This is a genomic window from Flagellimonas aurea (genome assembly GCF_017313785.1).
GTDB classification, from domain to species: domain Bacteria; phylum Bacteroidota; class Bacteroidia; order Flavobacteriales; family Flavobacteriaceae; genus Flagellimonas; species Flagellimonas aurea.
The window spans coordinates 89,443-111,560 of record NZ_JAFLNL010000010.1; the positions used below are offsets into that span (position 1 = coordinate 89,443).

A 22,118-nucleotide genomic window follows, 5' to 3' on the forward strand; every position below is an offset into this window, starting at 1 on the left:
ATTTATTATTCAACTTTAAAATCTAACCATATGGCAATCAAAAGTTTTCAAGGCGTACGATGCAAAGAGGAGGCCAAGAAGAAATACAATGCCCCAATTTTGGTGGAGGATTACATGACCAAAAAATTGATCACCTTTTCTCCGGACCAGTCCATTTTGGAAGTGATGGAGACTTTTGCCAAACACCATATTTCTGGTGGACCCGTTGTGGACAACAATGGTTTTTTGGTAGGGATTGTTTCGGAGGCTGACTGTATGAAACAGATATCCGAGAGCAGGTATTTTAATCAACCTATTTTGGACAAAAGCGTGGAGCGGTTTATGACCAAGAATGTTGAGACCATTCCTCACGATATGTCCATTTTTGATGCGGCTGGTGTTTTTGATAGGCATAATAGACGTAGGTTACCTGTGATGAAGAACGATATTTTGGTGGGTCAGATCAGCCGAAAAGATATTGTGGTTGCGGCCCTCAAGCTTACTTCCCATAGTTGGAAATAATTATTCCCTTTTTACGATCATAAAATAGTCATTGTCGAGGGGTAGATAGCCCAAATCGTAGACAAAAAAGTAGGTGCTGCCTTTTTTGGTGGTATAAAGGTTGGTGAGGTATTCAAAATCGAAACCTTTGTCCAGCAACCGCATTTTGGTGGTCTTGGTTTTGCCGTCCTTGAGAGGGAAACTGTCAAGAATTCTGTAATTCTTGCGAAGCTTGTTGTTGATGTTTCGAACAAGGTTTTTGCTGTCTCTGTTCAGTAGGTTATTGTATGCGTTTCTACAATGGTCGGAACAGTATTTTTGGTCGATACGGCCCAAGAGTTTTTCGCCACAGACCAAGCATTTTCTTTCAGGCATAGGATAAGATTAGGTCACCACAATATCATACTTTTTTAATAAACCGATTAGACCGCCCTCACTGAAACGGGTTTTTTTTATGTGATTGATGGACGGGTCGATGTTGAAATTAGTGGCTGAGGTAAAATCGGACTGTTCGAGATTCGTATTTTCAAAAAGGGCGTTTTCAAGGTCGCAACCAGAAAATTCTGCTTGCTTTAGATGAGCCTCAGAGAAATCGGTTTGATGTAATTTACAATCTTGAAAACCAATACGAGGCAAATCCATTCCATTGAAAGATGCCACCGAAAGATTACATCCGCTAAAACGTAGTGATAATAAAAGTTGACTGCAAGTTTCAAACTGAACCCCCACCATTTTACAGTCCTTAAAAGTTACATCGTTAAAAGTGGTATTGGCGATATTGGTATTGGTAAGGTCGCATCCTTCAAAAGTGCACTCCACAAAATTTTGATTGTCCAAATACCCCTTGGAGAACAGGCAGTCCACAAAACGGCAATTTTCGTAATCGCCCTTGGGCAATTTTTGCTTAGTATAATCCCGTTTTGTGAACTTCTGATCTGTCCAAAAGTTTGCCGACATGGTCTTCACTTATTTTGTTACTTCATTCGGTTGTATGCAAAAAGAACTTCTCCGGTATTTCCATTTTCCTCGATAAGGACCCAAACATTGATTTGGTCTTCGCTTATTTTTTCCATGGTAAGTCCCTCAAAATATACCTTGTTGGGTTCAAGTTTCACCAGTTTAAAGTCAATGGTCTGGTCTTTTTCCTCCCAACCCCTCATGTTTCCATCAAAATGTTTAAGCTGTAGTATAATGGAATCGTCCAATTGTTGAATGTGTCCTGACTCATAGAAGGATACTTTGTCATCGTTTACCAATCGGAACACGAACATCATGGAGTTGCCCAAAGGTGCACTCCAGATTTCTTCGGCAATTCCACCAAATGCTTCGCCTGTCCAATGCCCCTCTATCCAAGAGACGTCTTCCAAATTTGCCTTGGGCGATGATTCTCCTTCAGAGAGCTGTAAGGTTTCTTGAGCAGAAACGATTCCTGCGCAAAACAGTAAAATAAGTTTGATTGATTTCATGGTTTGGTCGTTTTTTTGATTGATAAACCCTATCCGTTAATTGGACAGGGCGAATTTTACATTTACAGTGGTCTCCACTCGTATTTTCTCAAAATCGATATCCAAAGGCTGTGCTTGTCCCATATCGGAAGAAACGGCTTTCATTTCCATCATCGGAGCTTGGTTGTATCTTGGGTAATATTGCGAGTTGTCGGCAATATGAATGGCCATTCCAACTTTTTGGCCCAATGGTTTTGTTAGGGCCTCAGCTTTTTGCATGGCCTTTTTTACGGCTTTTGTTCTTAGCTCGAGTTCCAGTTCCTCCATTTTGGAGTACTCTGTTTTTTCAATATTGGTGTTGGCAATGTCCAATTGTTCCAAGGCCACCATTACTTCGCCCAATTCTTTTCCAGAATACACTACCAACGAGTATTGCTTGCTTTTTAGCACCTCTTTTTGGCGCAAGAAATATTTTTTGAAGTTACTGCCCATGTCTTTGATTACCAATTGCTTGTCCAAATCTATGCCCATGGCCTTAAAGCGCTGTGCCATTTGGTTCTCCTGTTCTTCGACAGAGACGCGGCCTTTAGTGTCCTTTTCTTGTATAATAATGTTCAAATAGATTTTATCCGGGGTCACCAGCGTGTCCACTTGCGAAGAGGTTTCCAGATAGGGAGTGTCCAAAAAGTTTTTGGATTGGGCAAAGGTTGTCATAGTAATTAAAGCTGTTGCTACAAAAATTATAGTCTTTCTCATGATGTAATTTTATTAAAGATAAATACTTCCGCCTTATGTTCAAAACCTGTGCCGTTTTGGATTTTGCTCCCTTGTATTGATTCAAATCTTTGGATTAACTCGATAAACTTGAGTACATTGTAGGGATGAAATTTATTTTGGCACCCGATAAATATAAAGGCTCGCTCACAGGACGCGAATTTTGTGAAACCGTTGCTCAAGGTATCTATAAAGTTTTCCCAAAATCGGAAATTTTGAAGATGCCTTTGGCCGATGGTGGAGATGGCACCATTGATATTGTGGCGGATTATCTCAAAGCAGCAAAGGTGAGCGTAAAGGTCAAGGATCCTCTTTTTAGGGAGATTACAACACACTATCTGCTGTCGGAGGATGGGCAAACAGCTTTTATCGAAATGTCCGAAGCATCCGGTTATAAGTTGCTGCAAAAAACCGAGATGAACTGCATGCACACCACTACATTGGGAACTGGGGAAATGATTTTGGACGCTTTGGAACGTGGTGCCCAAACCATATTGTTGGGAATAGGCGGCAGTGCTACCAACGATGGTGGCATGGGGATGGCAAAAGCGTTAGGCTATTCATTTTTGGATGCCGAAGGAAATGAATTGAAACCAATCGGGGAGAATTTGGCAAAGGTTAAGAAAATCCGTCAAAATAATATCCATCCAAAGCTGGCCGAAATTAAAATCCAAGTAGCTTGCGATGTAAACAACCCCTTTTATGGAGAAAACGGTGCGGCCAAAATTTATGGCGCCCAAAAAGGTGCTTCTGAGGAGGATATCGAGTTTTTGGATGGAGGGTTGAAAAACTTTTCCAAAATGCTCGAAGCATCATTTGACATTGATGTCCAAAATATTCCAGGTTCCGGAGCTGCCGGTGGCGTTGGTGGGGGAGCGGTAGTTTTTTTGAATGCCGAACTGGTTTCTGGTGTTGATTTGATTATGCAGCTTGCCAATTTTGATGAAGCGTTGCAAGGAGCTGATTGGGTGATTACGGGCGAGGGACAATTGGACGGCCAGACCTTTTCTGGAAAAACCATCAGCGGAGTGATACGATCTGCAAAAAAACATAAGGTTCCCGTTGCCGCCTTTTGTGGGTCTGTTGATGTTGACATTAACGAGATGCAAGAAATGGGATTGGATTATGCAGTCTCCATTCTTAATCAAATAGGAAATCTGGATGACGCCAAGGCAAGGACGGTAGAAAATTTGAAATTGGCCAGTTACAATTTTGCAAATTTGGTGAAGCTGGGCAAAGGTTAACCCAAGTAACTCCTCGTCATTTTAAATTCCAACGAAGTTTTTACGGTTTTCCATTCGCTGTCCAAAATGGAGAACACAACGGTGTCCCTTAAATTGCCGTGTTCATCTACTCGGTGGTTTCTTAAAATACCATCCTGTTTGGCACCCAACCTCAAAATGGCATTTCTGGAAGGATGGTTATGGAAGTGTGTCCTGAATTCAACCGCAATACAGTTTAAGTTTTCAAACGCATATTTTAGCAAAATGTACTTACATTCAGTATTGATTCCTGTTCGCTGGACTTTTTTGGAGTACCAAGTAGCACCTATTTCCACGCGTTTGTTCTTGGCGTCCACATTGAGGTAACGGGTGGTTCCTACAATAGTGTTTGTTTTTTTGTTGATGATGGCAAAGGGCAATGCCTTTCCCGAAGCCTGTTCGGATAACGCAGTCTCTATATAAGTATCTATGGTTTTTGGTGAGGGAACGGCAGTGTACCACAGCTCCCAAAGTTTCCCGTCGGAGGCAGCAAAGGCCAAATCCACTTTGTGCGTTTTTTGTAGGGGAACCAATTTTACCAATTCACCTTCCAATTGAACGGGGCGTAGCCAAGAATCCATAGGTTGAAATTAAAGTTCAAATATAAGTTTTAATCCACCGATTTGAGCAAAGAAAAAGCCAGGGAAAATCCCTGGCTCCATCATCAATCAAAAAACGAAATCATATCAACTATTCCGATTCAAATTCCTCAATTATAAAGAAACTTTTATCCTTCTTGTCAATGAGGTAATTGCTTTCCAACACATTGTAGTGCATGGATTTATCGTCAACGTTAATATCAAAACCGTTATCGGTCTGTACCACCTCAAAGTTGTTCCTTTCGGAACCTTTGTATTTTAGTACCATATAATCGTCGTAGTTGGGATCTGAGTCACTATCTATGGCTACCAATTTGGTGACATATGCGGATGATGGTTTCCTATCTTGGTTCACCATGCCTTTGTCCTTGCTGTCCAGTTCCATGGTATAGTTCCTTCGTTCCATCACCTTTACGCTATATTCCTTTTCCTTTCCATTTTCGGAAACGGTAAAGGTCTTTAATTGTGTAGTGGCCTTCATGACCCCGGAATTTTTATTCTGACCATAACCTGCAAAAGCGGTTAGGGTTGCTAGTGATAGTATGGTAATCAACTTTTTCATAGTATAGTTTTTATAGTTAATAAATCAGTTCGCTGAATGTGTGCTTCAACTATTTTAGATAAGCGGTGAACATCCAGTGTCTTTTCTCCAACGCTGTCATAAATTCCGTCAGCATGTTCTCTGTGACCACATCGCCTGTTTCCAGTGCTGCATTTACGGCGTCCAACATGCTATCATGTAGAATTTCGTAGTCGTGCAAAACTTCCCTGACCATTTCTAGTGCGGAGATATTTTTTTCTTGCTCTTTTATTTTTGAGAGCTCCAGTGTTTTTTTAAGCGAAAAATTGCTTTTTACACCAAATACACGGATTCTTTCGGCAACAATATCAATGTTTTCTTTTACTGTATTGTATTCGTTCTCAAACTCCTCATGAAGTTCAAAGAACTCTGGCCCTTCGATATTCCAATGGAAATTTCTCAGTTTATTATAGAAAACCTGATAGTTGGCCAAAAGAGTATTTAGACTTACTACTATTTCAGCAGTTTCCAAATAAGTGAATCCTAGTTTTTTGAAAGTTTTATTTTTTGCTTTAACAGCTTCCATATAATAGATTTTTTGATTTGTTTTCTATAAAATTACACATCAACACTGGCGCGGATTGATTGAAACGATGTAAATATTGATGCAAAAGGTATGCGAGGATTCTTTTGGTACTGAATTGGCCTGTGGGCCGCTATTGGGTAGGTGAGAAGGAAGGTTTGGATAGATGGATTACTAAAAATCCTGTTTGTTTGGTGCTCTAAAGCAATTAAGGTCAGTCTCTTTCCTGATCGTCTATGATGAATCCTTTGCGCAATGAAAGGTATACGTCTGAAGAAATGTCGGTAACATATTCCTTCTCACCGTTGAAAACCTTCTGGGGCTCTTTGTTTGCAGGGTCGTGTTCCTGTACATAAATGGTGTCCAATTTATCGTACAGCACCTTGCCCAAACTAAATCTTTTAAGAACAATATATTTATTGATACTTCGGATTGCCATGGACTAAGTAGTTATTGGTTAATTAATAAGACACAGTTAACGTTCTTAGGTCACTTTTAAATACGTGTAATTATTTACATACGTTTACAAACGAAAGCAAACGGTTACAAACCAAATAACACTTTCTGAAGCTTCTAAGTTTGCCTCGTCGAGCAATGAAGTTCGATGAATACATGTTCAAATCTTAAATCTTATTACTATGAACTCACTTAGAAACAAAGTACAATTGATTGGAAACTTGGGAAACGACCCTGAAATCATCATTTTGGAAAATGGCACCAAATTGGCCAAATTTTCCATCGCAACAAATGAATCCTACAAAAATGCCAAGGGCGAAAAGGTAACAGATACGCAATGGCACAATATTGTGGCTTGGGGCAAATTAGCTGAAATAACAGAGGATTTTTTATCAAAAGGAAAAGAAGTCATAATAGAAGGCAAGCTCATGAACCGGTCGTACGAGACCAACGAGGGTGAAAAAAGATATATCACCGAAATTAAATGTAACGAATTATTGATGTTAGGAAAATGATCATGAATTCGAAACAAAAAAGGAGGTCAAACCTCCTTTTTTGTTTTTGGTATTAGGGTAAATTCTTTTTTAGTTGTTATAAGTGCAAACGCCAGAACTTTTTTCGAATGAACAACGTACATATAATAAATGCGAGGGATGAGATTAAGAGTTCAAATAGTAGCACTTTTTGCCCTAGGGGTAATCACTAAAATATCCGCACAGGATAATGAAATACCTTTTTATGAAAAACAGGCTCGTAAGGATGCCCAACATGAACAATTGTCTGTTTTTTTCTCTATGGAGGATGAGAAGGATTTTTGGAAAGATCAAACAAGCTATGAAAATGATTTGGAGACCCAAGATAATGCGTCTTACCATATTTATATGAAAGCCAAACAGTCTGCCTACTCAGAGCACGCGCAATCGTGTGGGAATCATTGTGAGCATAGCGACTATTATTATCAACGAACCAGTTTATACTTTACCTATAAAGCCAAACAAGATATCTTGAAAGAGGCTATTGTTGAGGCGCAGCAAATAGCATCGCCCCGAATTTTGTAAACATAGATTTTAGTTAGTTAGTCGAAAAACGCCCCAATTTAGGGGCGTTTTTTTGCATGTAGTTTTAATTTTGACCTCCGTTGCGTTCAGGTGAGCGTGGCTCTGGCCATTCCAATTGCTCTCCCGTTCTATCACTTATTGGAAGCACAGCTTTTTCCCTTGAAGTCTTTTCAGGGTCTTCGCTGGCCATGTAGGCAAGAATTGCCGTGAGGATGGCATTGTTCCTTACATCATCAAAAATAATTTTGTCGTAGGTGTCCCGGTTGGTATGCCAAGTATAGTTCCAATAGGACCAGTTCAAAGAACTCAGACTGAAGGCAGGAGCTCCCGCAGCTTGAAAAGAGGCATAATCCGAACCGCCACGGGCAGGGGTTCCGGGAAAGGTCGTTTCGATTTCATCGGTAATTTCTTTGGGAACTTCATGCAACCATTTTCCTAAATAATCATAGGAATTCAAAAATCCGCCACCGGAAATCCGAACCACTCTACCCGTTCCGTTATCTTGATTGAAAACAGCCTGTACGCCAGCTACAATTTCTGGATTGTCCTCAACAAAAGCTCTGGAACCGTTAAGCCCTTGTTCTTCGCTGCCCCAATGTCCGACCAAAATGGTGCGCTTTGGGTTGGGATAGGCTTTTTTCAAAATGCGCATGGCCTCCATCATTACCAAAGTTCCAGTACCGTTGTCGGTTGCTCCGGTGCCACCGTCCCAAGAATCAAAATGTGCGGATAGAATTACATACTCATCCGGCTTTTCGGAACCTTTGATCTCGGCTATGGTGTTGAAAGTGGGTACTTTGCCCAATTCTTTGGATTCTGCTACAATATGAAGCTGCGGTTTTTGCCCCGATTCCACTAATCGATACAACATCCCGTAATCTTCCAATTCCAAGTCAACGGTCGGGATTTCCTTGGTATAGGCACCGAAAATTTTGTTTACCCCAAAACCTCTGGACCAATAGGAGGCTACGATACCAACGGCACCTGCCTCTTCAAGGGCGGCGGGCAGACTACGACGGTCCAGTCCAGTTCTGGACATGTTCTTGTCCCATGCCTCAGTTTGCTCCTCACGTTCCTTTTTCATTTTTTCAAAGGACTTTTCGGTAGCAAATTCTTCCCAATTGTAATCTGGTCTTCCTGTGGGTTGTGGCATGGAAATCATGACCAGCTTGCCCTTAACATTCGGAAGCCAATTTTTGAATTCCATGGAGTCCGAAATGGTAGGTAAAACAATCAGTTCTGCGGTCACTCCTTTTTTGGGAGTACTTGGGCTCCAGGCCAGTTGGGTTCCCCTTAGGCTCTGTACTCTGGGATGTACCATATCGATATGGCTAATGCCACGTTCCCAGCCTTTCCATTCGCCCCATTGTTCGTTGCGGGCAGGAATTCCCCAACTTTCGTATTTGGCAACCGCCCAATCATGGGCATTTTTCATTTGTGGGGTACCGACCAATCTAGGTCCGATACCATCCATAAGCTGATGGCCAAGGATTTCGAGTTGGGAGTTTTCGTTGGCTTCTTGAACGATGGCTTCAATCACTGCGTCCTTGTTCTGTGCCAACATGGATATGCCGGACAAAAGGAGCATGGTAAATAAAAGGGAGGTTTTTTTGATCATGGTTTCTAGTTTGCCCTAAAAATAGGACAAATACCAGAAATTGAATAGGAGGCAAGTGATTTAAGCGAGATGACTAGGCGACTTTTTTCATCAAATCAAAGCAAGGACATTTTTTGCAGCGTTTTTTTTCGCTCTTCTTGTATTTTTCGCAGCACTTGGATTTTACCTTGCCAGTCGGCGGTAACCCCCTAAGTTTTGCTTTTTTGAGTTTCTTTTTGTCCTTTTTCTTTCCCATGGATAGAACCGAAATAGGAGACAAAAATAATTATTTTAAATCAATCTAAATTAAATTTAACATAATTGTGTTTCCAATGCATTAAAACTGAAGGGAAACCCCCAAAGTGTTGGGGCCAAAAGAAAGATTCCAACTTACATTTTTCGGCTTTTGGTCATTGTACTTTTCATCATACTTGGAATCCAGGTATTTGTCGATGGATTCCACGATAAAAATACTGAGCACCGTACTGAAGGCCACATCGGAAAACCAATGAAAATCATCCAGTACACGTACAAGGCCTGGAATCATACCCACAGTGTACAGACCACCTTTGACCCATGGACTTTTAAACTGTTTGGCAATCGCGTAAGCATTACTAAAGGCCAACATGGCATGACCCGACGGGAATGAGTCATAATCATATACCCTATCCAAATGTAACGGGTCAAAAGTTGCCGAACCTGCTCCACTTTTTGGCCTTGCCCTGCCAATGATACGCTTGCTTACTTGTTGGAGAAATCCTCCGGCGGTGGCGGAAGAGATCAAAAGTACCCCGGTTCGCCTCAATTTTTCATTTTTGGTGAACAAGCCGGCAAGATAAACACCCCCCGTCAGCATATAATTGTTTTCTGGACTACCATATTCGTGGCCATAATCCATAATGACATCCGGTACGTCCTGATCAAAACCATTTTTCCATCTGTTGAGTTCATCATCAACGGTAAATAGAAGTAGTGTACCCCCGGTCAAATATCCAAAATTGGCCCAATCGTTTCCCTGCCAGTGAAAGGGACGGGAATATGAATAACCAACTCCGCCAAACATGTTCCCTACATCATAGGTAAAGTTGTTCCAAAGGTTTTTTTCTTTTTCTTGATGAAGTTCCTGACCGGTCATGGCAGTGGTCAATAGGATAAAAGCAAAGTATCTAAAAAATCTCATGAGGTTGTAAAACAAAAATAGACGGTAAAATTAGCCATAAATATCTTGTGCCAAACGAAAAGTATTGGCATGGGCCTCTACTATGATCCTGATCTCGGGGGAATAACCTCCGCCCATACTGCATTGTACCGGGATGTTGGCATCATGACAAGTTTGAAGCACAAAACGGTCCCGCTCCTTGCAGCCCTCCAAGGTCATGGCCAAGGTTCCCAGCTTGTCGGTTTCCAGCACATCCACCCCGCAGAGGTAGAAAATAAAATCGGGGCGGATCTCCTCCATTAATTCTGGTAACGTCTTTTTTAGAATGGATAGGTATTCTTTGTCCGTGGTGCCTTTTTCCAAAGGAACATCAAGGTCCGAAGTTTCCTTTTTGAAGGGGTAATTGCCCTTGCCGTGCATGGAAAAGGTAAAAACAGAATGGTCGGTCTGGAAGATTTCGGCCGTACCATTGCCCTGATGCACATCTAAATCCACGATCAAGATTTTTTTGGCCAGTTTCTGGTTCAAAAGATATCTAGCCCCAATAGCTTGGTCGTTCAGCATGCAAAAAGCTTCACCCCTGTCCGAGTAGGCGTGGTGCGTTCCCCCTGCAATGTTCATCGCAATGCCGTTTTCAAGGGCAAAACGACAACCTTTGATGGTGCCGTCCGCTATAATGCGTTCCCGTTTCACGAGTGCCTCGCTCAAAGGGAAACCTATCTTTCTTGCTTCTCTCTTGGATAGTTGCAAACCCACCAGATTGCGATAATATTCTTCATCGTGGGCCGCTAAAATATGACGGTCTTCGGGTAAAGAAGGCTCAAAAAAGTTATCCTCCGTGCAAGTGCCCTCATACAACAATTGCTGGGGCAGTAGTTCGTATTTGATCATCGGGAACCGATGCCCTTCGGGCAAAGGGTGTTTGTAAATGGGGTGATAGGCTATTTTGAGCATTTAGGCACCTTGTTTATGCAATGCCAATTGTATCCGCTTTCGGGGCACGTCCACATCCAAGACTTTTACCACTACCTGTTGATGAAGGCTCACGTGCTCGTTGACATCCTTTACAAAAGTATCCGATAGGTTGGAAATATGGATAAGGCCACTTTCTTTGATGCCGATATCCACAAAACAGCCAAAGTTGGTAATGTTGTTGACGATGCCGGGCAGCAATTGTCCTTGCCGCAAATCGGTAATTTCCTTAATATTTTGATTAAAGGTAAACACCTTGGCCTTTTCGCGAAGGTCCAATCCTGGTTTTTCCAATTCTTTTAGAATATCCTCCAAGGTAGGCATTCCAATGGATTCGGTACAATAGGATGTGAGATCGATACTTTGTAAGGCGGACTTGTTTCCAACAATTTCATTGAGGGAAACACCTTGGTCCTTGGCCATTTTTGACACCAAACCGTAGCTTTCTGGGTGAACGGCCGAATCATCCAAAGGATTGTCTCCATTTTTGATACGCAAAAAACCTGCACTCTGTTCAAAGGCCTTTCCCCCCAATCGAGGTACGTTTTTAATCTCTTCCCTGCTTTTGAAGGCTCCATTTTCGTTACGATGGGCCACAATATTTTCCGCAAGTTTGGGCCCAATGCCCGAAACGTAACTTAAAAGGGGTACACTAGCCGTATTGATGTTGACGCCGACAGAGTTCACACAACTTTCCACTACCGTGTCCAAGGAGGTTTTTAATTGCGTCTGGTCCACATCGTGCTGGTATTGCCCAACCCCGATGGACTTGGCGTCGATTTTGACCAATTCCGCCAAAGGGTCGGCCAAACGTCGACCAATGGAAACCGCTCCTCTGACTGTTACATCATAATTTGGAAATTCCTCGCGGGCAATTTTGGATGCCGAATAAATGGATGCACCCGCTTCGCTGACCACGAACACCTCAATTGGTTTTTTGAACGGTACGCGCTTTACCAATTGTTCGGTCTCTCGCGATGCCGTTCCATTGCCAATGGCAATGGCCTCGATTTTATAGGCATCCACCAAGGAACTTATCTTTTTGATGGCACCGGAACTATCTCGCTGTGGTGGATGGGGATAAATGGTCTCGTTATGTTTTAAATCGCCTTGCTCGTCCAAACAAACCACTTTACAGCCCGTTCTGAAACCTGGGTCGATGGCCAAAATTCGCTTTTCACCCAAAGGAGCACCGAGCAACAGTTGCTTTAAATTTTTCGAAAACACTTGAATGGCATCCGCATCTGCCTTTTCCTTGGCCGTTTTTAAAAGTTCGTTGGATAGGGATGGTAACAACAGTCGTTTGTAGGCATCCGTAATGGCCAACTCAATTTGTTCGGTACATGCATTGTTGGACTTGATCAAGCGACGTTCCATGTTCTGAATCGCACGCTCATCATCAATTTCGACTTTTACACGGATAAAACCTTCCTTTTCAGCTCGCATAATGGCCAAAAATCGGTGGGATGGACATCGGTTCAAAGGTTCGCTCCAATCAAAATAGTCGCGAAATTTTTGGGCCTTTTCGTCGTCTTTTTTGGTTTTGACGACTTTGGTGGTGATCAAGGCGTGTCGTTCCAACTGTCCCCGCAATTGGTTACGGATATCGGTACGCTCATTGACCCATTCGGAAATAATATGGCGTGCTCCTTCGAGGGCATCGTCTTCGTTAATTACATCTTTGTTGAGGTATTTGGAAGCAATGTATTCAATTTCATCGCTCCTTTGTGCCATAATGATCTTGGTCAAAGGCTCCAATCCATTTTTTCGTGCGGTCTCGGCCTTGGTCTTTTTACTTTTTTTGAACGGAAGGTAGAGATCTTCCAAACTGGTGAGGTCGGTACAGTTCAGAAACTTGGCTTCCAGTTCGGGGGTAAGGGCATCTTGTTCGGCGACAGCTTTGATGATGGCCGCCTTTCTTTTTTCCAAAGCCTCAAACTGGTTTTTGTATTCAACGATGGAACCAATCTGCACCTCGTCCAAATTTCCAGTAAGTTCTTTTCGATATCGGGAAATAAAGGGAACGGTACAGTCTTGGTTTAAAAGCGAAACGGTGTTCTCCACACTTTTCTCCGAAAGATGGGTGTGGCGGACGATATAGGGAACAAGTTGCATGGTGTATGTTTAGTATTTGTCACTTCGAGCGTAGTCGAGAAGTTTTTCCATCCAAGTTTTATGTGGGTCTCGACTGCGCTCGACCTGACAGTTTCTTTGGATAATTAATTAATGGTTTCCCCGTTGTTTACACCATCTTCATCAGTGTTCACGAAAACGAGCTTCCCATCTTTGTCCTCTGTCATCAAAATCATACCTTGACTTTCCACTCCTCGCAATTTTCTTGGCGCCAAATTGGCCACAACAGTCACTTTTTTGCCCAAAATGTCCTCGGGTTTAAAGCTATTGGCAATACCCGATACAATGGTCCGGGTATCAAGTCCCATATCTACCTTTAAAATCAAAAGTTTATCGGCTTTGGGCATTTTTTCGGCTTCGATAATGGTCCCGACCCGCAAGTCAAGTTTAGAAAAGTCATCAAAAGTGATGGTATCCTTTAAGGGAGCTGTTTCTTTATCCATGGTATCTGTGCTGAGCGTAGTCGAAGCATTTGCTTTTTTGGTGGCTTCCAATTTGTCCAGTTGTTGTTGTATTTCGGTGTCCTCGATTTTTCTGAAGAGTAGTTCGCTGGGGTTGAGTTGGTGCCCGGCGGGAAGAAGAACATCACGTGTAGCAATGTCATCCCAATGGGATGCTGAATCAAGTTCAGCATGACGTAAAATCCCCTTTAATTTATTCGATGTAAACGGCAAGAAAGGCTCGCTTAAAATGGCCAATCCCGTTGCAATCTGAAGCGCCACGAACATAATGGTCTTGACGCGCTCTTCATCGGTTTTTATCAATTTCCATGGTTCTTGATCTGCCAAATATTTGTTGCCCAATCTGGCCAAGTTCATCAACTCCTGACTGGCTTCGCGGAAACGGTAGCGTTCCAATGATTTGGAAAGGGTATCCGGAAACGCTTTCAGGGCTTCCAAAGCTTCTTTGTCAACAGTGTTTAGATTTGTGGGAGCTGGCACGGCGCCATCATAATATTTATGCGTCAGCACAGCCACTCGGTTCACAAAATTTCCGAAAATGGCCACGAGTTCGTTGTTGTTTCTTGACTGGAAATCCTTCCACGTAAAATCGTTATCCTTGGTCTCCGGTGCATTTGCTGTCAACGCATAACGAAGTACATCTTGCATATTCGGGAACTCTTCCAAATACTCGTGCAACCAAACCGCCCAGTTTTTGGATGTGGAAAGCTTATTCCCTTCAAGGTTCAAAAACTCGTTGGCAGGCACGTTGTCCGGCAAAATATAGTCACCATTGGCCTCCAACATACTCGGGAAGATAATGCAGTGGAAAACGATATTGTCCTTACCGATAAAGTGTACCAATTTGGTGTCCTTACTCTTCCAATACGGTTCCCAATCCTTGCCCTCACGCTCGGCCCACTCCTTGGTGGATGAAATATAGCCGATGGGCGCATCGAACCATACGTAAAGCACTTTTCCTTCGCCTCCTTCTACGGGAACGGGAATGCCCCAATCCAAATCACGGGTCACGGCTCTGGGTTTTAGTCCTTCGTCTATCCAAGATTTACATTGTCCGTATACATTGGGTTTCCAGTCGGATTTGTGCTCTTCCAGAATCCATTTTTTTAGGAACCCTTCATATCGGTCCAAGGGCAAAAACCAATGCTTGGTCTTTTTTAGTGAGGGTACAGTTCCTGTAATGGTGGATTTTGGATTGATAAGGTCCGTAGCATTTAAAGAGGAGCCACAATTTTCACACTGGTCGCCATAGGCTTCCTCGTGTCCGCATTTGGGGCAGGTTCCAATAACAAATCGGTCTGCCAAAAACTGTTTGGCCTCATCATCGTACAATTGTTCGGTTTCCTCTTCGATAAAGTCCCCTTGCTCATACATTTTATTGAAAAATTCCGAAGCGGTTTTGTGGTGAACCTCCGCCGAAGTCCTGGAGTAATTATCAAAAGAAATACCAAAATCAGCAAACGACTTTTTGATGATGGCGTGGTACTTATCAATAATTTCTTTTGGGGTGACACCTTCTTTTTTGGCCTTCATGGAGATGGCCACACCATGCTCGTCGCTACCGCAGACAAAGGCCACATCGTTGCCTTTTAACCGCAAATAACGGGAGTAAATGTCCGCAGGAACGTATACGCCGGCCAAGTGCCCAATATGGATAGGACCGTTGGTGTAGGGCAGTGCCGCAGTAATAGTGTATCTGGAAGGTGATGTATTTTGAGCCATTTAAATCTAATTAGGCCCCAAAAATACTGATTTTAACGGGATACACACAAAAAACGAAACCTCCGGAAATGCGACCCTATTTGGGGTGAGGGGTGCATTACCGAAGGGCTTCGAAATAATGGATAACAAAGTGTCCCGCTTCTTACGCAATCATTACTGATTTGCTCATCTTTTTTTCTCCTACGGAGATTCTATAAATATATTTTCCCGTGGATAGGCTATCGCGCATACGCTCCCGTATATTGATGTCGATTGGACCTTCCATCATCATTTCATTGAACAAGGTGCCTACACGTTGCCCCAAAATATTGAACAGTTCGATGTCAACATGTGCCGCTACGGGCATTTCCAAATGGATGTGTGGGTTCCGTGGTGATGTTGCCGGATATATAGCGGCATGTTGTATGCCATCCAAAATATCAATATATGGATTATTGGGGTCTTGGCTTGGTGGTGTTTCCGGTAGTGTGGGCGGGTCGTTGTCCATGGCAATGTCATCAAAGGTTTCGCCACTACAATTAAAGCCAAGATCTATGGCCTTGTAGGGGTGTCCCAATAAATGTTGTTCTACGGAGGCCCTTGGAACGCATAACCATTCGGCCAATACGGTTCCGTAAAGATCCCTAAAGTCCATGGTGTATTCCAAGTTTCCACGGTTGTTGGGTTCGTCCAACGATGGATGTTCGCCTACAAAAGCACTTCCGCTCAATCCAGAACCAAAGAACAGGGTAGGGGCTGCTTTTCCGTGGTCGGTACCATTGGAGCCGTTTTCAAAGATGCGTCGACCAAACTCGGAAAAAGTCATGCTGAGGACATTGTCATCTTGCTCGGTGAATGCCAAATCTTCGTAGAAATTATTGATGGCAATGGAAAGGTTGGACATTAAACGTTCGTGTACAATGGGCTGATTTCCATGGGTGTCAAAACCTCCCAAAGAGATCATGTATACTTTGGTACCCAAGTTCCCTTTGATCAAACGCGCCAGGAGGGCCAATTGTCTGGCAAAACCATTGTCCTGATATTCTACTTGGTTCTGTCCTCTCATATAGGCATCGTGAATGGTGCCTGCATATTCGTAGGTTGTATTGGCTACACCTCGCAAAAACCGAAGCTGGTCGCCATACATACAGTTGTCGAAGGGAGCATTCTCGATTTCATAGAAAGCACCGGTTTCGGCAATTTGCTCCAACTGGTCCACATTGTTGGTCACGAAGGCATAGTTGGTTTCTTCACCTTGAAAAATCATATTGGCCAAGTTGCCGATTTGAATGGCCGCGGGAGCAGGTGGAGGAGTAATCAAATAATCAGGATAAAGGTGTTCAAAATGTCTACCCATCCAACCTGTGTTCTCGCCCGAGAATCCCGTGGTAGTTAAATCCGTATTGGCAAAAATGTCGGAACCGGTAAAGTGGGATAGACTTTGATTTTCATAACCTACACCATGAACAGCCTTGAACTGTCCGTCTCCCCAAAGGGATTCCAGGGCGCTCATATAGGTGGGCACCCCAAAATCGTCGGTAAGTTTTAAGACCTTACTTTCTGGGATGTAGATGTTGGGCCTTGCATTTGCATATGTATCATATTGTTGAATTGGGATTACGGTACTCAGACCGTCGTTCCCTCCCGATAATCGAATCAGGATTAAAATATTGTCCGTTTCTGCGGCAGCAACTGCGGCCGTAAGAGGTGATGGGGAGGAAGCGGAAATCATATGGCTTCCCAAAAACATGGAACCCGAGCCTGCAATGCCCAAAGCTTGGATAAAGGAACGTCGGCTCCATTTTTTGTGTTCTAGATCGTGGCCATCGTGCTCGATGCCTTTGTGAGGGGAATTATCGTGGGTGTGGTGATTATCGCACATGATGATGGGGTTATTTGAGTTGGAATTCGGGTTCTCTGGATAAGTGGCGGAGTAAAAGATATACCTGTGAAGGTCCAGTTTCCCATCCAAGTAAAGTCCATGAAGGAGTTGTCCCACCTTCGTAATAATTAACGTCTACATCGCTCCTAAACGCAAGATATGCCCTTTGATAGTCTGCTTCGGTTAACAAGCCTTTAGGTACAAATTTTTCAATAATGGGTTTTGCAACTTCATCAGGGTTATTACTTGTAAGTCCAACATTGCCCGAAAGCTCCAAGCCCAAGTCTCTGAACTGTTCAGGGTTGTTCTGGTAAAAACGTTGCAAGTAGAATTCTACGGTCAACCATCGCCCAATAATAAAGTTGGTGTTGATCCAGGTACGGTCCCTTTGCCAACCTTCCACTTCGGGTGGTTGAAAAAATCGTTGCCCGATCAAGGCACATGAATCTATCATATTGATAATGGTCATGTCATCGTATGTAAACCCTGTTTCTTTCAAAAGGTTGAAATATAAATCGGCAGGACTCTTAATAATGACTCCGATAGCGGTTTCATCAAAAAAGTGTTGACTTTTGAACAGTTGCCGTAAAACTGGAGCTATTTCAAAACCACTGCTGATGAAAGTCTGGGCTAAACCATCGATAATCTGTGGAGCAATTCCTCCATCATCACTGGTTGAATCGGGATGCACAAAAAACTCGTATAATTTTTTACAGATAAACCATCCTATCTCATCCGGTCTTTGGTTGAAAAGGATATCGATTACATCATCATAGTCCCAATTTCCGGTTTGTCCAAAAATGGTCTTGTTCTCGGTATTGAATTCTGTGGGGTCAAAGGTCACCGCGGTGCAGCCTTCTTCGCCCCGCTCGGTATAACCCGATAGGGCTTTGGATGTTTCAATAATGTCTTCTTCCGTGTAATTGTTCCCTTCTCCCAAAGTGAAAAGTTCGTATAGCTCACGGGCATAGTTCTCGTTCGGATTGTCGCCACGGTTCCGTACACCATCCAAATAATAAAGCATGGCACTGGTAAGTCCAACTTCACTGGTCAAGGTCTTGAAATTTCTCAAGGCATTCCGTTGAAGACAATTAATGTAGTAGTAAAGGAAACCTGGACAGTTATAAGTTTCCAATTGTGTGACAAAATGGTTGCTCCAGAAAAAGCTCATCCGGTCGAGCAACTCATTCTCTACCAATGCATTTCCATATGCGGTAGTAAAATCTTCGATTTGACCGTTTCTCATTTGTCGGGCCAAATCATCGTCGGCCGGATAGTTGGCATCGTTCCAATCTGCCCATTCCGGTGCTGGAATAGTTGGGGCGGCAAGCGCTTGATTTACCAAGTTGTCAACAAGGGCACCAGCTGATTGTCCAACGGCGTCATTAATGGTCTGCACAGAGGCACTAAAACCGAGCCTCCGGTACAGGTGGGCCGCACGTACCTCATCCAATGGAGTAGTGTACGGCGCCAAGGTTGAGGAATTACAATTGATAAAGTACTCCATAGCAATGTCTGGCGTTATTTTGGTACATAGTGGGGCAACTATATGCTTATGCTAGTGTTGGATGTGGTTCAATTGAGCCAACAAATTACAATCTTAACGCTCTGAAGTCCGTGAACGACCAAATTTTTCGATGAAATGCATAATTTTTTTTGGATTTTTACAAATTGTATGGCAGATCATATCACATTCGGAAAACTAGGAGAACAAAAAGCAGTGGGTTTTTTGAAAGCTTCCGACTATGAGATAAGGGCAATTAATTATCGCTATTTAAAAGCTGAGGTCGATATTATTGCAATGAAAAACAACCTCTTGGTCATAGTTGAGGTAAAGTCAAGAAAAACAAGGTTTCTCAAGGAAATTTCGGAAGTGATTTCTGCTAAAAAAATTAAACTTTTAGTGTTAGCGGCCAATCATTATTTGGAGGAAAACAATTTAGATGTGGAAGTCCGATTTGATGTTGTCACGGTAATCCAAAAAGGCGAAAAATTTGAAATTGAGCACTTTGAAAATGCGTTCTATCATTTTTAACCATTTGTTTGTTTTATAACAATATGTTATTTTTGTTCAAAATCAACCAATAATGAAAACAATATCTGCTGTAGTAGAGCATTACATCAAAAAGAAACCTTTTTTGCAGACCGCATTGGCACAAGGGATTATCAATTTGACTTCGTTGTCCCGACAGATCAAACCTGAAATTGCCGAAGAGCTGGGCAAAGATGTAAAAGATGGCGCTATAGTGATGGCCCTTAAACGCTTGTCGGATGATCTGGAGTTCAGGGCTACCCATAAAATCGTGAAGGTGCTCAAGAATATTGGTGAGATTACGGTACGCTCCAATCTTACCGATTATACTTTTTTGGCCTCGGATACCATATTGGGACAACAGGCCCGACTGCTGGAAGAGGTGAATGCCAACCAAGATGTTTTCTATACCTCTTCGCGGGGCGTGAACGAGATCAATATTGTGATCAGCAACATCATGGACGGCGTGGTTGAAAAGTATTTTAAGATGGAACGTTGCACCCAAAAGGCCGAGGGACTTTCTTCGATTACCGTAAAATTGCCTGCGGAGAATGTTTCGGTTCCTGGAATTTACTACTTTATATTTCAGCGACTGGCCTGGGAAGGCATTGTACTTTACGAAGTGATCTCTACCACCAATGAGTTTACCATTTTGGTGAACGATGAGCAGGTAGATGTCGCTTTCAGGACCATCAAAGATTTAAAATCGTTGTAAAATAGGGTTCCTTTTTTTCAGGTCTAAACTAAACGGGTATCTTCTTCGTTGTAGAAAAAGACACTTTTTGGAAAAATGACCAAAAAAAGGATTTTTTACGGCATTCTGGGCTTAATTGTACTGTACCTGTGCTATTTGGCCTATATTTTTATACTCTCCCCAAAGACCAATCTACAGTCCATTTATCTGATTCCGAAGGATGCAGTCTTCATTATTGAATCGGAGCGGCCCGTGGAGAGTTGGGAAAAAGTCAGTAAGAGCGAAGGGTGGAAGCATCTTAAAAAGAACGACTATTTTTCCGAGCTCACCGAGAATATTCAACGGGTAGATACAATTTTCAACGACAATCATAAACTTTTCGAGTTTTTTGACAACCGTTCCCTGTTCATATCCATTCACATGATCTCTCCGAAGGATTATGGGATTTTTTATGTTTTGGATTTGAAACGCATTGCCAAACTTCAATTGCTGAAAACCTATCTCAATACCTTATTGGATGATGGTTATGTGCTGAGCAAACGAACCTATCACGACCAAGAAATTTTGGAAGTCCACGATCGTGACAGCAAGGAAACGATGTATTTGTCTTTCATTAAAAATCAGTTGATAGCTTCCTACACCCATACCTTGGTCGAAGCTTCCATAGATCAATATCTGGAGCCCGTTTTGGGGCGTAAACTCAATTTTTTGGAAATCAACCAAAAAGTGGGGCACGAAGATCTCTTCCGAATGTACGTGCAGTACCATTATTTTGATGATTACATTAAAATGTATTCCGACAGGCCTTCCGATTGGGTACAACGCGTGAGCGAGAACTTTTTGTTCTCGGGCTTTTATTTTGATTTGGACGAGAACAGCACCTTAACGGCCAACGGATATACCAACATCAGCGCCGTGAACGAATATTATTTGGAAGCGTTGCAAAAATCGGGCACCGCGGAACGCTCCATTCCCCAAGTGGCACCCAATAGCACGGCACTTTACATCAGCTATGGGTTTGACAGCTTCGCTGAGTTCTACGATAATTTCGAAATGGTCCAGCAAAACGACCCCGAGCAGTTCGAGAGCTATCAAAAGGGTATTGCCAAAGTGGAAAAATTCCTCAAAATCGATGTCAAGGAAAATTTTGTGAGTTGGATAGGGGACGAAATCGCTGTGCTTCAAATTCAATCACACATTACCAAAGGTAAAAACGATATGGCATTGGTGCTCAAAGCGAACGATGCCGAAGATGCCAAGACCAATCTGGATTTTGTGGTGGAGCAGATCCGTAAAAAGACGCCTGTAAAGTTCAAGGCGGTCAACTATAAGGATTATGAAATCAACTTTTTGTCCATCAAGGGTTTCTTTAAGATGTTGTTGGGCGGTAGGTTCGATGAGTTTGATAAACCCTACTTTACCCAAATTGATGACTTTGTGATCTTTAGTGACAGTCCCAATACCCTAAAGGGTATTATTGATAAAGTATCGGAGGGGGATATTTTGACAAGCTCGGAAGAATTCAAAAATTTTGACAAAAAGTTCGATTCAGAATCCACTGTGTTCGTGTACAGCAATGTGCCTTTGCTGTTTGATAATATGTATGCCCTGGCCGATGCTGCCACCAAGCAAAAAATGCGTAAGAACAAGGATTTCATCATCTGTTTTCCTCAGGTGGGATTGCAACTGACCCCTGAAGAGGATTTGTTCGAAAGTAGATTGGTGCTCAACTATCAAGATGTGCAGGAGGTGAAAAGGGCATTGGATATGACCCAACCAGACACTGAAGTTGTGAAAACTGATCAAAGTACGGCATCCACAGAAATCACTGATGCGGTTTTTGATTTAAGGCCCATTTATCCCAATGATTTGAATGCGAGTTCCTTCAGTAAGACCTATGCCAATGGGAACATCCGTTTTAAAGTGGATTTGAAAGACGGTCTTAAACATGGTCGTTATGAAGAATTCTATTCGGACGGCACCCGAAAAATCCGCGGCCGCTTTCGGGATGATGAGCAAGTGGGCACTTGGCGCTACTATGACACAGAAGGCAATCAAGTTCATAAAAAGCGGTTTTAGATTTCTCGTCACTACGCTCTGTCGAAATGACCTTTTAAGTGGCGTTTGTCATTTCGAACGCAGTGAGAAATCTAAATAATTTGATCGTTCAAAAATTCCCAACTTGGATTGAAGCTTGAAATAAGATTTTCTTTCTTTTGCCTCCGCCATTTTTTTAATTCTTTTTCCCTGCGTATAGCATTTTCTATGGAATACAAAACCTTCATAATAAAGCAGGTGAATGAGGCTTTT

General features: G+C 42.6%; 22 protein-coding genes. 7 read left to right on the forward strand and 15 right to left on the reverse strand.

Going from position 1 to position 22,118, the window contains the following annotated elements; all coding sequences use genetic code 11:
• Positions 1–30: 30 nt before the first annotated feature.
• Positions 31–501 (forward strand): CBS domain-containing protein, encoded by a 471-nt coding sequence (locus J0656_RS15950; protein WP_108245353.1) that lies wholly within the window; start codon positions 31–33, stop codon positions 499–501.
• On the opposite strand, the gene J0656_RS15955 is transcribed toward J0656_RS15950, so the two are convergent.
• Genes J0656_RS15955 through J0656_RS15970 form a run of 4 tightly spaced genes read right to left on the reverse strand, consistent with a single transcriptional unit; the run spans position 502 to position 2,681 of the window.
• Positions 502–855 (reverse strand): hypothetical protein, encoded by a 354-nt coding sequence (locus tag J0656_RS15955; RefSeq protein WP_207035681.1) that lies wholly within the window; start codon positions 853–855, stop codon positions 502–504.
• A gap of 9 nt (positions 856–864) precedes the next feature.
• Entirely contained in the window at positions 865–1,437 is a 573-nt protein-coding gene (locus J0656_RS15960) for a pentapeptide repeat-containing protein (RefSeq protein ID WP_207035683.1), read from the reverse strand.
• 17 nt (positions 1,438–1,454) lie between these two features.
• Positions 1,455–1,946, reverse strand: a complete 492-nt coding sequence (locus J0656_RS15965) for a DUF6265 family protein (protein WP_207035686.1) — start codon at positions 1,944–1,946, stop codon at positions 1,455–1,457.
• 36 nt (positions 1,947–1,982) lie between these two features.
• A complete protein-coding gene (locus J0656_RS15970; RefSeq protein WP_207035688.1) occupies positions 1,983–2,681 on the reverse strand; it encodes an SIMPL domain-containing protein in 699 nt (232 codons plus the stop codon).
• A 125-nt stretch (positions 2,682–2,806) separates the two neighbouring features.
• Between J0656_RS15970 and J0656_RS15975 the strand changes: the two genes are divergently transcribed.
• On the forward strand, positions 2,807–3,943 hold the full coding sequence (locus tag J0656_RS15975; RefSeq protein WP_207035690.1) for a glycerate kinase: 1,137 nt from the start codon (positions 2,807–2,809) through the stop codon (positions 3,941–3,943).
• On the opposite strand, the gene J0656_RS15980 is transcribed toward J0656_RS15975, so the two are convergent.
• The 4 genes from J0656_RS15980 to J0656_RS15995 form a co-directional block, all read right to left on the reverse strand.
• Positions 3,940–4,542, reverse strand: a complete 603-nt coding sequence (locus tag J0656_RS15980) for a GNAT family N-acetyltransferase (RefSeq protein WP_207035691.1) — start codon at positions 4,540–4,542, stop codon at positions 3,940–3,942. The genes J0656_RS15975 and J0656_RS15980 overlap by 4 nt on opposite strands.
• 109 nt (positions 4,543–4,651) lie before the next feature.
• Positions 4,652–5,122: a hypothetical protein gene (locus tag J0656_RS15985; RefSeq protein ID WP_207035693.1), complete on the reverse strand. Its 471-nt coding sequence runs from the start codon at positions 5,120–5,122 to the stop codon at positions 4,652–4,654.
• 49 nt (positions 5,123–5,171) lie between these two features.
• Positions 5,172–5,666 carry a Dps family protein gene (locus J0656_RS15990; RefSeq protein WP_108245345.1) on the reverse strand — a complete coding sequence of 165 codons (495 nt, stop codon included), beginning with the start codon at positions 5,664–5,666 and terminating at the stop codon, positions 5,172–5,174.
• Positions 5,667–5,877: 211 nt separating this feature from the next.
• Positions 5,878–6,102, reverse strand: coding sequence for a hypothetical protein (locus J0656_RS15995; RefSeq protein WP_207035695.1), 225 nt, complete (start codon positions 6,100–6,102; stop codon positions 5,878–5,880).
• A gap of 199 nt (positions 6,103–6,301) precedes the next feature.
• On the opposite strand from J0656_RS15995, the gene J0656_RS16000 reads away from it, so the two are divergent.
• Together J0656_RS16000 and J0656_RS16005 are read left to right on the forward strand one after the other, a co-directional pair.
• Positions 6,302–6,634: a single-stranded DNA-binding protein gene (locus J0656_RS16000; RefSeq protein WP_207035697.1), complete on the forward strand. Its 333-nt coding sequence runs from the start codon at positions 6,302–6,304 to the stop codon at positions 6,632–6,634.
• Positions 6,635–6,772: 138 nt separating this feature from the next.
• The gene (locus tag J0656_RS16005; protein ID WP_207035699.1) at positions 6,773–7,177 is read left to right on the forward strand and encodes a hypothetical protein; all 405 of its coding nucleotides are present in this window, start codon (positions 6,773–6,775) and stop codon (positions 7,175–7,177) included.
• A 64-nt stretch (positions 7,178–7,241) separates the two neighbouring features.
• Here J0656_RS16005 and J0656_RS16010 read toward each other — a convergent pair whose 3' ends face one another.
• The 7 genes from J0656_RS16010 to J0656_RS16040 all read right to left on the reverse strand — a co-directional run bounded on the left by J0656_RS16010 (position 7,242) and on the right by J0656_RS16040 (position 18,589).
• On the reverse strand, positions 7,242–8,795 hold the full coding sequence (locus J0656_RS16010) for a M20/M25/M40 family metallo-hydrolase (protein ID WP_207035701.1): 1,554 nt from the start codon (positions 8,793–8,795) through the stop codon (positions 7,242–7,244).
• Positions 8,796–9,111: 316 nt separating this feature from the next.
• Positions 9,112–9,954, reverse strand: a complete 843-nt coding sequence (locus tag J0656_RS16015) for a phosphatase PAP2 family protein (RefSeq protein ID WP_207035703.1) — start codon at positions 9,952–9,954, stop codon at positions 9,112–9,114.
• A gap of 30 nt (positions 9,955–9,984) precedes the next feature.
• On the reverse strand, positions 9,985–10,887 hold the full coding sequence (locus tag J0656_RS16020; protein ID WP_207035705.1) for a histone deacetylase family protein: 903 nt from the start codon (positions 10,885–10,887) through the stop codon (positions 9,985–9,987).
• Positions 10,888–13,020 carry a Tex family protein gene (locus J0656_RS16025; protein ID WP_207035707.1) on the reverse strand — a complete coding sequence of 711 codons (2,133 nt, stop codon included), beginning with the start codon at positions 13,018–13,020 and terminating at the stop codon, positions 10,888–10,890.
• Positions 13,021–13,124: 104 nt separating this feature from the next.
• Positions 13,125–15,221: a methionine--tRNA ligase gene (gene metG / locus J0656_RS16030; RefSeq protein WP_207035709.1), complete on the reverse strand. Its 2,097-nt coding sequence runs from the start codon at positions 15,219–15,221 to the stop codon at positions 13,125–13,127.
• A gap of 142 nt (positions 15,222–15,363) precedes the next feature.
• A complete protein-coding gene (locus J0656_RS16035) occupies positions 15,364–17,082 on the reverse strand; it encodes a DUF1501 domain-containing protein (RefSeq protein WP_207035870.1) in 1,719 nt (572 codons plus the stop codon).
• Positions 17,083–17,092: 10 nt separating this feature from the next.
• Complete coding sequence (locus J0656_RS16040; RefSeq protein ID WP_207035711.1) at positions 17,093–18,589, reverse strand: DUF1800 domain-containing protein; 1,497 nt, start codon at positions 18,587–18,589, stop codon at positions 17,093–17,095.
• A 168-nt stretch (positions 18,590–18,757) separates the two neighbouring features.
• Between J0656_RS16040 and J0656_RS16045 the strand changes: the two genes are divergently transcribed.
• From J0656_RS16045 to J0656_RS16055, 3 genes are all read left to right on the forward strand, one after another.
• Entirely contained in the window at positions 18,758–19,117 is a 360-nt protein-coding gene (locus J0656_RS16045) for a YraN family protein (protein ID WP_207035713.1), read from the forward strand.
• Positions 19,118–19,169: 52 nt separating this feature from the next.
• Positions 19,170–19,829 carry an aspartate kinase gene (locus J0656_RS16050; RefSeq protein WP_207035716.1) on the forward strand — a complete coding sequence of 220 codons (660 nt, stop codon included), beginning with the start codon at positions 19,170–19,172 and terminating at the stop codon, positions 19,827–19,829.
• 75 nt (positions 19,830–19,904) lie between these two features.
• A complete protein-coding gene (locus J0656_RS16055; RefSeq protein WP_207035718.1) occupies positions 19,905–21,887 on the forward strand; it encodes a DUF3352 domain-containing protein in 1,983 nt (660 codons plus the stop codon).
• The last annotated feature ends 231 nt before the right edge of the window (positions 21,888–22,118 follow it).

Excerpts from the sequence above, each read along its gene's own strand:
- J0656_RS15975 (WP_207035690.1), top strand. The coding sequence starts at position 2,807 with ATGAAATTTATTTTGGCACCCGATAAATATAAAGGCTCGCTCACAGGA.
- J0656_RS16040 (WP_207035711.1), bottom strand. The coding sequence starts at position 18,589 with ATGGAGTACTTTATCAATTGTAATTCCTCAACCTTGGCGCCGTACACT.
- J0656_RS15970 (WP_207035688.1), bottom strand. The coding sequence starts at position 2,681 with ATGAGAAAGACTATAATTTTTGTAGCAACAGCTTTAATTACTATGACA.
- J0656_RS16005 (WP_207035699.1), top strand. The coding sequence starts at position 6,773 with ATGAGATTAAGAGTTCAAATAGTAGCACTTTTTGCCCTAGGGGTAATC.
- J0656_RS15980 (WP_207035691.1), bottom strand. The coding sequence starts at position 4,542 with ATGGATTCTTGGCTACGCCCCGTTCAATTGGAAGGTGAATTGGTAAAA.
- J0656_RS15955 (WP_207035681.1), bottom strand. The coding sequence starts at position 855 with ATGCCTGAAAGAAAATGCTTGGTCTGTGGCGAAAAACTCTTGGGCCGT.
- J0656_RS15960 (WP_207035683.1), bottom strand. The coding sequence starts at position 1,437 with ATGTCGGCAAACTTTTGGACAGATCAGAAGTTCACAAAACGGGATTAT.
- J0656_RS15985 (WP_207035693.1), bottom strand. The coding sequence starts at position 5,122 with ATGAAAAAGTTGATTACCATACTATCACTAGCAACCCTAACCGCTTTT.
- J0656_RS15950 (WP_108245353.1), top strand. The coding sequence starts at position 31 with ATGGCAATCAAAAGTTTTCAAGGCGTACGATGCAAAGAGGAGGCCAAG.
- J0656_RS15995 (WP_207035695.1), bottom strand. The coding sequence starts at position 6,102 with ATGGCAATCCGAAGTATCAATAAATATATTGTTCTTAAAAGATTTAGT.
- J0656_RS16055 (WP_207035718.1), top strand. The coding sequence starts at position 19,905 with ATGACCAAAAAAAGGATTTTTTACGGCATTCTGGGCTTAATTGTACTG.
- J0656_RS15965 (WP_207035686.1), bottom strand. The coding sequence starts at position 1,946 with ATGAAATCAATCAAACTTATTTTACTGTTTTGCGCAGGAATCGTTTCT.
- metG (WP_207035709.1), bottom strand. The coding sequence starts at position 15,221 with ATGGCTCAAAATACATCACCTTCCAGATACACTATTACTGCGGCACTG.
- J0656_RS16010 (WP_207035701.1), bottom strand. The coding sequence starts at position 8,795 with ATGATCAAAAAAACCTCCCTTTTATTTACCATGCTCCTTTTGTCCGGC.
- J0656_RS16020 (WP_207035705.1), bottom strand. The coding sequence starts at position 10,887 with ATGCTCAAAATAGCCTATCACCCCATTTACAAACACCCTTTGCCCGAA.
- J0656_RS16015 (WP_207035703.1), bottom strand. The coding sequence starts at position 9,954 with ATGAGATTTTTTAGATACTTTGCTTTTATCCTATTGACCACTGCCATG.
- J0656_RS15990 (WP_108245345.1), bottom strand. The coding sequence starts at position 5,666 with ATGGAAGCTGTTAAAGCAAAAAATAAAACTTTCAAAAAACTAGGATTC.
- J0656_RS16050 (WP_207035716.1), top strand. The coding sequence starts at position 19,170 with ATGAAAACAATATCTGCTGTAGTAGAGCATTACATCAAAAAGAAACCT.
- J0656_RS16035 (WP_207035870.1), bottom strand. The coding sequence starts at position 17,082 with ATGTGCGATAATCACCACACCCACGATAATTCCCCTCACAAAGGCATC.
- J0656_RS16045 (WP_207035713.1), top strand. The coding sequence starts at position 18,758 with ATGGCAGATCATATCACATTCGGAAAACTAGGAGAACAAAAAGCAGTG.
- J0656_RS16025 (WP_207035707.1), bottom strand. The coding sequence starts at position 13,020 with ATGCAACTTGTTCCCTATATCGTCCGCCACACCCATCTTTCGGAGAAA.
- J0656_RS16000 (WP_207035697.1), top strand. The coding sequence starts at position 6,302 with ATGAACTCACTTAGAAACAAAGTACAATTGATTGGAAACTTGGGAAAC.